This is a genomic window from Mergibacter septicus, assembly GCF_003265225.1.
Taxonomy (GTDB): Bacteria; Pseudomonadota; Gammaproteobacteria; order Enterobacterales; family Pasteurellaceae; genus Mergibacter; species Mergibacter septicus.
In genome coordinates this window covers 1,154,824-1,166,444 of record NZ_CP022013.1, presented here as the reverse complement: position 1 = coordinate 1,166,444, position 11,621 = coordinate 1,154,824, and the positions used below count along the sequence as shown (strand labels likewise).

The 11,621-nt window shown below is 36.1% G+C and carries 8 protein-coding genes and 1 pseudogene; 8 read left to right on the top strand and 1 reads right to left on the bottom strand.

What is annotated here, in order from left to right; genetic code table 11:
- Positions 1-168: 168 nt before the first annotated feature.
- The 6 genes from CEP47_RS05505 (at position 169) to CEP47_RS05480 (ending at position 8,049) form a co-directional block, all read left to right on the top strand.
- Positions 169-996, top strand: coding sequence for an FAS1-like dehydratase domain-containing protein (locus CEP47_RS05505; RefSeq protein WP_261920571.1), 828 nt, complete (start codon positions 169-171; stop codon positions 994-996).
- Positions 989-2,158 carry a CaiB/BaiF CoA transferase family protein gene (locus CEP47_RS05500; protein WP_261920572.1) on the top strand — a complete coding sequence of 390 codons (1,170 nt, stop codon included), beginning with the start codon at positions 989-991 and terminating at the stop codon, positions 2,156-2,158. The genes CEP47_RS05505 and CEP47_RS05500 overlap by 8 nt, the downstream gene beginning before the upstream one ends.
- A complete protein-coding gene (locus CEP47_RS05495) occupies positions 2,148-2,981 on the top strand; it encodes an HpcH/HpaI aldolase/citrate lyase family protein (RefSeq protein ID WP_261920573.1) in 834 nt (277 codons plus the stop codon). Before CEP47_RS05500 ends, CEP47_RS05495 begins: the two co-directional genes overlap by 11 nt.
- 247 nt (positions 2,982-3,228) lie before the next feature.
- The gene (locus CEP47_RS05490) at positions 3,229-4,824 is read left to right on the top strand and encodes an autotransporter outer membrane beta-barrel domain-containing protein (RefSeq protein ID WP_261920574.1); all 1,596 of its coding nucleotides are present in this window, start codon (positions 3,229-3,231) and stop codon (positions 4,822-4,824) included.
- Between the two features lie 251 nt (positions 4,825-5,075).
- Positions 5,076-6,671, top strand: coding sequence for an autotransporter domain-containing protein (locus CEP47_RS05485; RefSeq protein WP_261920575.1), 1,596 nt, complete (start codon positions 5,076-5,078; stop codon positions 6,669-6,671).
- A 160-nt stretch (positions 6,672-6,831) separates the two neighbouring features.
- Positions 6,832-8,049, top strand: coding sequence for an aspartate aminotransferase family protein (locus tag CEP47_RS05480; protein WP_261920576.1), 1,218 nt, complete (start codon positions 6,832-6,834; stop codon positions 8,047-8,049).
- A 192-nt stretch (positions 8,050-8,241) separates the two neighbouring features.
- Here CEP47_RS05480 and CEP47_RS05475 read toward each other — a convergent pair.
- A pseudogene (locus CEP47_RS05475) lies at positions 8,242-10,411 on the bottom strand (Tex family protein); the annotation flags it as partial.
- 175 nt (positions 10,412-10,586) lie between these two features.
- Between CEP47_RS05475 and CEP47_RS05470 the strand changes: the two are divergent.
- Complete coding sequence (locus CEP47_RS05470; protein WP_261920578.1) at positions 10,587-10,919, top strand: zinc ribbon domain-containing protein YjdM; 333 nt, start codon at positions 10,587-10,589, stop codon at positions 10,917-10,919.
- A 92-nt stretch (positions 10,920-11,011) separates the two neighbouring features.
- Positions 11,012-11,566: a GNAT family N-acetyltransferase gene (locus CEP47_RS05465; protein WP_261920579.1), complete on the top strand. Its 555-nt coding sequence runs from the start codon at positions 11,012-11,014 to the stop codon at positions 11,564-11,566.
- Positions 11,567-11,621: the final 55 nt, after the last annotated feature.

Below are 11,621 nucleotides of genomic sequence, written 5' to 3'. Positions count from 1 at the left end.
ATATTTTAAGTAAAAAAATGTAGTTCTTTTTTGAACTGCATTTTTTTATTCCTGTCAATAAGGAATGGTACTTATTTTTATTTTCCTATCTTTACAATATATTGTGTTAGTAAATTCTAAAAATTAATCTATATTAAAATAGAGTAAACACAACATAAGGAAAATAAAATGACTATGAATTATGCTGCTTGGATTGGAAAAAGTCGCCATAGCGAGGATGAAATTAGTCGTATTTTAGTTAGACGTATGCAGGCGACTTTGGCTGAACGTTGTTATCAACCTAATCTTGATGATTTGCCAATGTGTTGGCAATGGATGTTTTTTCAACCTGAATTAACTGAACAATATTTAGGGGGAGACGGGCATCCTAAGCGTGGGGATTTTTTGCCTGCAATGGAAGGTTTAATTCGAATGTGGGCGGGAGGAGAATTTGAGTTTATTCAACCTTTGAAGATTGGTGAAATCGCTCAATGCCAGACGACCATTAAGTCAATTAAAGAAAAACAAGGCACAACAGGACGTTTGGTTTTTGTTTGTTTGCAGCACGATTATTCTCAAAATGGGATATTATGTGTACGAGAGTTGCAAGAAGTAGTGTATCGAGAGCCTAGTCCAGCGAAGAGTGAGAGTAAAGCCCCACCAACTGCTGAATGGTCGAGTACTTTATTACCGACTCCTACATTACTGTTTCGTTATTCTGCATTAACTTTCAATGGGCATCGTATTCATTATGATTACCCTTATACTCATGATACCGAAGGCTATCAAAATTTAGTTGTACATGGTCCAATGATAGCTACTTTAGCGTTACATACCGCACAGTTACAATTTCCGCACCGTTCTGTTAAAACCTTTCGTTATCGTGGTGTACGTCCTTCCTTACTACCTGATTTAATCCGTTTTGAAGGCAGAATGATTGCACCGAAAACTGCAGAGGTTTGGGCGTGTAATGACCGTGGCATAATCCAACAAGGAGAGGTTGTTTTTTATGAATAAGGTACAACTTCCTTTAGAAGGCATTACGGTAGTGAGTTTAGAGCACGCAATCGCAGCCCCATTTTGTACTCGACAACTTGCAGATATGGGAGCAAGAGTGATTAAAGTTGAACGTCCTGATGGAGGGGATTTTGCTCGTGGATATGATGAACGTGTCAAAGGGCTAGCATCGCATTTTGTCTGGGTAAATCGTGGTAAAGAAAGTTTAGCGATTGATGTGAAAAGCCAGAAAGGGCAAGCTGTTTTACAAGCTTTGCTCGCTAAAGCAGATGTATTAGTTCAGAATTTAGCACCGGGAGCTAGTGAACGCTTAGGTTTAAGTTATTCTCAGTTATCTGAAAAATATCCTCGTTTGATTGTATGTGATATTTCAGGTTATGGACAAAACGGGCGTTATCAAGATAAAAAAGCGTATGATTTATTAATCCAAAGTGAAAGTGGTTTGCTTTCAGTAACAGGTGGTCCCGCTCCAGATCAAATGGCAAAAACAGGCATTTCAATCGCAGATATTTGTGCTGGAATGTATGCTTATAGTGGTATATTAAATGCGTTGTTATTACGTTCTAAAACGGGTGAAGGAAGCCATCTTGATGTATCAATGTTGGAATGTTTAACTGAATGGTTAGGTTTTCCACTCTATTATAGTATTGACGATCAATCTCCACCACTACGTACTTGGGCGAGCCACGCTACGATCTACCCTTATGGTATCTTTTCCTGCCAAGATGGTATGGTGCTATTTGGTTTACAAAACCAACGGGAATGGCAGCAATTTTGCCAAATTGTTTTACAACAACCAGAATTAAGCGAAGATCCTCGATTTATTCAAAATAGTAAGAGAGTTGAGAATCGAGAGGCGTTAAAACAAATTATTGAAACCACGTTTACCACTTTAAGTAGCGAACAAATACGGCAACGGCTTGATGCTGGGGCGATTGCAAATGCTCAAGTTAATACTATGGCAGAAGTATGGCAACACCCACAGTTACAAGATCGGCAACGTTGGTGTCAAATTGATTCACCAGTAGGCAGACTCCCAGCGTTATTACCCCCAGTACAAAGTAATAGATTTACTGCCCAAATGGGAGCAGTGCCTGCATTAGGACAACATAACCAAGCTATTTTTAATGAATTAGGTTTGGAGGTGGAAGATGATAGCTAATGCTTATCTATTTGTTCCAGCTCATAAACCAACTTTATTAGACAAAGCTTTAGATGGTAAGAGTGATGCGATTATTCTTGATTGGGAAGATGCCGTACAATCTAGCGAAAAAGAATTAGCTCGCCGTTTAACGCAAGAAAAATTGTTGCAGTTATCTAAAAAAAATGAACCACATAAAGCAATATGGTTACGTATCAATGCACAAGATAGTGATTATTTTGTCTCAGATTGCCAAGCATTAACACAATTAGATCTCACTCAATTACAAGGGATAGTATTACCTAAAGTTGAAAATGGAGAGGTGATTAATCAATTATTTCAACATTTTGCAAAACCGATAATACCAATGATTGAATCTGCAAAAGGTTATCTGAATTTGGCGACTATTGCACAGGCAAAAGGAGTACAGGCACTGACATTTGGGGGATTAGATTTTGCGAATGATCTTGGTTTTGAACAGGGAAACGGTGCCGATAGTTATTTTGATCAGCTGGCTTTTCAGCTTACTTTACATAGCCGTCTTGCAGGGTTAGCACCACCTATTGATAGTGTATTTGCGAATTTTAAAGATCGAGAAGGTTTTGCTAAACGGTGTCAACACCGTTTATCTCAAGGTTTTTCAGGGGCATTATGTATTCACCCAATACAAGTTGAGGTAGTACAAAATATTTATGGCGAGCATTTAAAACAGCAGTTAGTTTGGGCAAAAAATGTATTAGATGCTAGTCAACAACAAGGTGAAAGTGCTTTTCAGTTTAACGGTAAAATGATTGACAAACCAGTATTAGACTTTGCAAAAAAATTATTAGGTATTGATAAATAATATCGTTAATTTATTCATAATAAAGAGAAAAACATCACGAATGAAATAATGAGTGATGTTTTATTTCTTTACCTATTTCTTACATGTTAATAATTTCTTTTTGTTATTTTTCTTTAGTTTTTTAGTGTTTGAGGTTTATTTGCATTTTTATTGCTAAATTCGCAGATAAAGCTTTGCTGTTTTTTCGGGATTAAAGTAGAGCTTTGATGATTTTTTGATGATTTAATGTTTATTTTAAGGAATCAGTATGAAAACACTTAGCTATTCTAAACTTTCTCTCGCTTTATTTTCTGTCATATTGATGACCAGTAGATTTGCTGTTGCCAATGCAGATCCTGTCGCACCACCAGTTATGGCAATTTCTCCAGTGGCAGAAATGACCGAACCACGCCCATCAGATCAAGAAATTCGTCAAGAAGCTTATGAACTCTATCTTTCTAGAATGGAAACAACAGAATTAGTGGAAAAATTTTTAGATACACATGATAAATTATTAAAAAGATTAGAAAAGGATATGGCGTCTCAGCCTGAAGCACCGAATATTACTCGTTATAAAGAAACTTTTGAACAGTATAAAGTTCTAGCAGAGCAAATAGGTAAATTACCTGAAGCAGCGGGTTTATCTGAGTTGGAAAAAAAACAAGCAGAGCTACAAGCACTTTTTGCTTTACTTGTAGAACCACCTCCTTTAGTTCCTCCTGAAGTACCTGCATTATTTGGCACATTAAAATCATTAGCTGAACAATCACAAGATCCAGAAGTGAAAACATTATTAGTTAAATTAGAAAATTTAAAAACAAAGGCTAGTGCTAGTATTGTTGAAACAACAAATTTAGCCGAAAAATTTAAGCAATTAATTGATAAATATAAGCTTCCAGCAGAACTTACTAATATTAGTAATGTTTTAGCTGAGAGAAATAAAGATATTGTCAATGTTACTACTTACAACCTCACTGTAACTACCTTAGAATTACTCAAAAATCTGCAAGATAATATACTTAATACCAACCAAAAAGTATTTGATTATACTCGCCAAGTAAGTGATGGAGTATGGGCGGTATTAACTCACCAACGTTTAGCACATACCGATAAAAAGAATAAACTTACCCTTGCAAATAACAAAGGGAATTTAACGTCTGTGAGTTTTGGTTATCAAAAAGAGCAAGATGGCGTGCGTTTTGGTATTTTAGCGAATGTTGGACGAGGTGAAACAAAAGCACCACAGAATTTAAAACTTACACATACCTTAGTACAAGGTGGAGTTTATATTGGTGCGAGTAATGCAAATGTCTTTGTAGAAGGTGGAATTATTGCTGGGGTAGATAAAGTTAATGCCACAACTGCACCAAAAAGAGCAGAGGTAAAAGCGAAGTTTAATACTAAAACGCTAGGTGTTATCTTAAATGGTGGTTATAAATTTACTCTTAATGATAAATTAAATGTAACACCTGCTATCTCTTATCAATATCAAAAGTTATCCGCTGTGAAAGCCAAGTTTGCCGAGCTTGATGTTAAAACCCAACGTTTAGCGGTTAATCAAATTGGCGTATCTGTAACGGTAGATTATAAACCACTTCCTGATTTATCAATTTTAGCGAAAGCGGGGGTAGATGCTTTAAAACGTAATGTACAAGTGAGTTTGCCTGATTTACAGGTGCTGTCTTTAGAGCAGGTTAATATTATTCACCAAACTAAAAATAAAGATGTTCGTACTCATTTCAGTCTTGAAATGACTAAACAATTCGGCAAAGTAACCATTGGTGGCACAGTCGGTTATAATCATTACCTCAAATCAAAACTCAGTGGGGTGAATGTTGGGCTTAATTTAGGGTATCATTTCTGATCATCAATTTTTAGTGTGATTTTGAATAGTGCGGTATATACCGCACTTTTTTATTTACGTTATTTTTTAAATTTTATTAGCATTTTGCTTTGCTTTGCTTTGCTTTGCTTTGCTTTGCTTTGCTTTTATATTTTTAATGATTGAAGTTTGTTTACATTTTTATTGATAAATTAGCACACGAAAAGCTTTGATGTCTTTAAAGTTTAAAGTAAAGCTTTAATTATTCAATTTTTATTTTTTAAGGATCCATTATGAAAAGATTCACTTATTCTAAGCTTTCTTTTACTCTATTTTCTGCTTTATTAGCAAGTAGTCTTTTTGCTGCAGAAGAACCAGCACCAGCTCCAACGACAGTTCAACCTTCTTCTACAATACCGATTGTAACAGATGAAATACGAGATCAAGCTTTGGATTTATATAAAGCCAAAATGAAAGCAGTCAATGAAGTTGATGCTTCGTTAGGTTTAAAAGAGCGTTTAATTAAAAAAATTGAAACAAGCAAAGATGTTGCGGTTAGAACAAAGATTTTGAATTACAATCGTTTAGATTCAATCTTTAAAGAAACAGCAAAAGAAGTATCAGCTGATTTAGCTAAAAGGCATGGTCTAACAGAAAAAGAGGCTATCTCAAGAGGTTTGTTTGCTTTATTAACAGATCCTAATAAGGATGATCCTCTTTTATCTAAATTTAGTAATAGAATAACAAAAGAGGCATTGGTCAATATAGCTAAAGAAACAAAGGATCCAGAAACGATTAAGTTATCAAATGAATTTGAAAAAATTACTGATAAAGCTAAGCAAGATGTTGATATAGCACGAGATAAAAGTCGAGATTTGCAATTATTATTAAAAGATAAGGCTAAAAATATTTCAGAAGATGATGTTTTAGCGATTATTAATAATCTTATTGATACATCTGCTTTTAATAAAGATGCTGAAAAAGCGGTTCAATATAAATTTAATGTTACTGGCTTAGAACTGTTTAAAAATCTACAAAATTCCCTTCTCAATACCACTCAAAAAACCTTTGATTATACTCGCCAACAAGGTACAGGAGTCTGGGCGGTGTTAGATCACGAACGTCTAGCTCATACTGATAAGAAAAAACACTTTACGACTGCGAATAACAAAGGGAATTTAACCACCGCTAGCTTTGGTTACCAAAAAACCTTAAATGGTGTGCGTTTTGGGGTGTTAGCGAATGTTGGTCAAGGTGAAACAAAAGCTGGGCAAGACTTAAGTTTTAAACATACCTTAGCACAAGGTGGTGCATATATTGGAGCGAGTAATCAAAACGTCTTTATTGAAGGTGGGATTATCGCTGGGGTTGATAGTGTTAAGGCAACTTCTCATTTAACAGCGATTGAAACAAAAGCGAAGTTTAACGCTAAAACGTTAGGCGTTATCTTAAACGGTGGTTATAAATTTATTCTTAATGATAAATTAAGTGTAACACCTGTTATCTCTTATCAATATCAAGAGCTATCAGGAGTAAAAACTAAATTATCTGCTTTAGAGGTTCGTACTCAACGTTTAGCAGTTAATCAAGCAGGTGTGTCAGTTGATGTTAATTATAAGCCGTTACCTGATTTATCAATTCTTGCTAAGGTAGGGGTAGATGGTATTAAACGCAATAGCCAAGTAGATAAACCACAATTTACTGTTTTACCACTAAGTGAAACAACCATTCACCAAACTAAAGATAAAGATGTTCGCACTCATTTCAGCCTTGAAGCGAGTAAACAGTTTGGAAAAGCAACCATTGGTGGAGCAGTTGGTTATAATCATTACCTCAAATCAAAATTAAGTGGGGTGAATGTTGGACTTAATTTAGGCTATCGTTTCTAAACCAATTTTTAGCGTAATTTTGAAGTGCGGTATCATACCGCACTTTTTTATTTCTTTTATTTCAAATTTATTTGAATTTTTATGCATTATGATTGATTTTTTATTCTTTAATGCTAAATTTTAGCAACAGATTAATCATAAGATAAAGATAGGAAGGATTATGCAACAACAATATCATCGGGCAATGTTTGATCAGCTAATGGTACAAAATTATGCACCAGCGAAATTTATACCAGTGAAAGGAAAAGGAAGTCGAGTGTGGGATCAGCAAGGGAAAGAATATATTGATTTTAGTGGTGGCATTGCAGTAAATGCGTTGGGACATTGTCCTGAAACGGTCGTGGAAGTTTTGAAACAACAAGGTGAAACTTTATGGCATAGCAGTAATTGGTTTACCAGCGAACCGACTTTAGCTTTAGCGGAAAAATTGGTGGCTAATACCTTTGCTGAAAGAGTGATGTTTGTGAATTCTGGTGCAGAAGCAAATGAAGCGGCATTAAAATTAGCTCGCCGTTATGCACTTGAACAATTTGGCTATCAAAAAAGTAAGATTATTGCTTTTAAACAAGCGTTTCATGGGCGTACATTATTTACTGTTAGTGTCGGTGGTCAGGCTAAATATTCAGATGGTTTTGGACCTAAACCGGCTGATATTATTCACGTTCCTTTTAATGATTTAGAAGCGGTAAAAGCCGTGATAGATGATCACACTTGTGCGATCATTGTTGAACCGATTCAAGGTGAAAGTGGAGTTATTCCTGCTCAACCTGAGTTTTTACAAGGTTTACGTCAACTTTGTGATCAGCATCAAGCATTATTGATTTTTGATGAAGTACAAACTGGGGTTGGGCGAACAGGGGAACTTTATGCTTATCTCCATTATGGAGTAACCCCAGATATTCTTACCACCGCTAAAGCCTTAGCAAATGGTTTTCCTATTGGTGCTATGTTGACGACCACCCAGATTGCGAGTGTATTTAAAGTGGGGGTACACGGTACGACTTTTGGTGGTAATCCTTTAGCTTGTGCGGTGGCAAAAAAAGTGCTGGATATTATTGCAAAACCTGAATTTTTAGCCCAAGTAAGACAGATCTCTCAACAGTTTTTTCAACAGTTAAACCGAATTAACCAGCAATATGATGGGATTTTTCAGCAAATTCGAGGACAAGGAATGCTTATTGGGGCAGAGCTTAATTCGCTTTATCAAAAAAAAGCGATGCAATTTTGTCAACTGGCAGCTGAACAAGGTTTAATGCTATTAGTTGCAGGGGAAAATGTTGTTCGTTTTACTCCTGCTTTGAATTTAACTGAAGCAGAATTAATAGAAGGTATGCAACGATTAGAAAATACGGTTAAACAATTTATTGCTTCGGCGTGAATACGATATAACTTATTGAAAAATAACGCCGAATTAACGGCGTTATTTTTTATCATTATTTTTTTAAGTTTTGGAATGCGGCAGCAAAGGCGTTACCTATGGCTGAATTAGCGGTTTGTTGGCGTTGATTGTTACGGTTTTTACTCTGATCTCGATTAGCATTCGTCCCCTTTTCTTTATTTGGGTTGACGTTATCTTCTAATCGCATACTTAAGGCAATGCGTCTGCGAGCAACATCCACTTCTAATACTTTGACCTTCACAATATCGCCAGTTTTGACTACTTGGTAAGGATCATCAACAAATTTATCGCTTAATGCTGAAATATGCACTAAACCATCTTGGTGAACGCCAATATCAACGAAAGCCCCGAAGTTAGTTACATTGGTTACTGTACCTTCAAGAATCATACCTAGTTTTAAATCGGTAATTTCTTCTACCCCATCAATAAAAGTTGCGGTTTTAAATTCACCTCGAGGATCACGCCCCGGTTTTTCTAGCTCTTTTAATATATCGGTAACTGTTGGTAAGCCAAAACGTTCATCTGTAAAGTGAGTTGGTTGAAGTTGACGTAATTCACTGCTGTTACCAATTAATTGTTGGATCGATTTTTCTGTGGCTTGAAGAATTTTTTCAACCACTGGATAGGCTTCGGGGTGAACGCCAGAGGCATCAAGTGGGTTAGTTCCGTTGGTAATACGCATAAAACCCGCACATTGTTCAAACGCTTTAGGGCCTAAGCGAGGGACTTTTTTCAACTCGCTACGCTGTTTAAACAGACCATTTTCATCACGATAGCTAACAATATTTTGGGCTAGAGTACGACTCATTCCTGAGACTCGAGCAAGTAGAGGTACGGAAGCGGTATTTAAATCTACCCCAACGGCATTAACACAGTCTTCAATCACAGCATCTAGTTTACGAGCTAAGTAGGTTTGATTCACATCGTGTTGATATTGCCCCACACCAATCGCTTTTGGTTCAATTTTGACTAATTCGGCTAATGGATCTTGTAAACGGCGAGCAATGGATACGGCACCACGCAAAGAAACGTCTAATTGAGGAAATTCCTGAGCGGCTAATTCAGAGGCAGAGTAAACCGAAGCCCCTGCTTCGCTGACTACTACCGAACGAGCTTGCCATTCTGAATGCTGTTTTAATACTGCATTGACGAAACGTTCTGTTTCTCTTGAGGCAGTACCATTACCAATCGCAATTAATTCTACTTGATATTGCTTGCCAAGTTGAAGAAGCGAGCGTTCAGCTTGTTCTTTCTGTCCTGTGTGTGGATAGATGGTATCGGTTGCAAGCAATTTTCCCGTGTTATCGATCACTGCGACTTTTACCCCTGTACGCAAACCCGGATCAAGCCCCATCGTATTTTTTGCTCCTGCGGGTGCTGCCATTAACAAGGCATTGAGATTACGAGCAAAAACATTGATCGCTTCTTCTTCAGCTTGTTCCCTTAGGGTTGACATTAACTCTGTTTCAAGATGTAGCGAAAGTTTGATTTTCCACGTCCAAGTAATTACTTGTTGTCGCCAACTATCGGCAGGTTGTCCTGTAAAGTGAACATCTAAATATTGACGGATTAATTCTTCGCAATAACTTTGACGGTTTTGTTCTTCTTGTTGCGGATCAGCATTTAAACTTAAACTCAAAATCCCTTCGTTTCGACCTCGAAACATGGCTAATGCACGATGAGATGGAACATTTTTTAATAATTCTTGGTGATCAAAATAATCTTTGAATTTTTCACCTTCTTGTTCTTTACCTGTTATCACTTGAGATACTAGGGTGGCATTTTGTTGTAAATAATGCCTTACTTTTGCCAATAATCCTGCATTTTCAGCAAAACGTTCCATTAAGATATATTTTGCACCATCTAATGCTGCTTTTTCATTTGGAATGCCTTTCTCTTCAGTAATAAATGCCGCTGCTGCTTTTTCGGGGATATGTTGAGGATCTTGCCAAAGTAAATCGGCGAGTGGTTCTAATCCTGCTTCAATCGCAATTTGCCCTTTGGTTCTGCGTTTAGGTTTGTAAGGAAGGTAGAGATCTTCTAATTCGGTTTTAGTTTGAACTTGTTCAATAGCTAAACGTAATTCATCGGTGAGTTTACCTTGCTCGGCGATTGAATTTAAAATTGTTTGACGCCGATCCTCTAATTCTCGTAAATAAGTTAAACGATTTTCAAAATGACGAAGTTGAGTATCGTCTAATCGTCCTGTTACTTCTTTTCTATAGCGAGCAATAAATGGAATAGTATTGCCTTCATCTAATAATTTAATTGCAGCGTCAATTTGACTTGGATTAACGGATAATTCCGCCGCAATAATTTGGCTAATAGTTTGATTTTGCATAGTGTTTGAAATCCTATTCCTGAGTAATTATCAAAAGGTGCAAAGGGCAATATTATGCCATAGTTTGTTTTTTGTCGCACGATTGAGCCACTGTATAAAGCATCTTTTAGTAGTGGTTTTGTTATAGCGGTGATATAATCGCCACTTTTTATAATTCGGTAGATAAGGATTTTTTATGCAAATACCTGCTTGCCCTAAATGTAATAGTGAATATGTGTATCATGATTCAATTCAATTTGTTTGCCCTGATTGTGCTTATGAATGGAATGAACAAGATACAGTAGCGGAAGATGATACGTTGGTTGTTAAAGATAGTAATGGCAACGTATTACAAGATGGTGATTCAGTTATTTTAATTAAAGATTTAAAAGTAAAAGGTAGCTCAATTGTGTTAAAAAAAGGCACAAAAGCGAAAAATATTCGTTTAGTTGATGCGGATCACGATGTTGATTGTAAAATTGATGGTCAAAGTTTTTCATTAAAATCTGAGTTTTTGAAAAAAGCTTGATTGTTACTTAATTTAAGATAAATTAGAAATCCTTTAATAGTAATGATTATTAAAGGATTTTTTTATATGTTATGTTTATGAAAGGAGGGAAAATGCAACATCAAGGTACACAAATATTAACGACTAAACGTTTAATTTTACGTCCTTTTTGTTTAGATGATAGTTATCCAATGTTTAAAAATTGGGCATCAGATCCTGAGGTAACAAAATATTTAACTTGGCAGGCACATTCTGACCAAACAATAACTTTAGAAATTTTAAATAGTTGGGTTAAGAATTATCAGCAGGCTAATTTTTATCAATGGGCGATAGTGTTAAAAGAGAGTGGTGAGGTGATTGGCAGTATTGGTGCGGTCAATCAAAATGAAAGTATTCAAGAAGTAGAAATTGGCTATTGCATTGGTAAAGCTTGGTGGCAACAAGGGATTACCAGTGAGGCATTAGCTGAGTTAATTCGTTTTTTCTTTTTGCAGGTGAACGTTAATCGAATTGTGGCTAAACACGATAGTTGTAATCCTAATTCTGGGAAGGTAATGCAGAAAGTTGGAATGCAGTATGAAGGTCGGTTACGCCAGTCATTTATGACAGATCGAGGATTGAGTGATAAAGTTTATTACTCTATTTTACGTTCAGAGTTTGTCGAATAATTTAAGCATCAGATAGAAAATTAAAACAGCATTTTACTACCAGTGTAAAATGCTG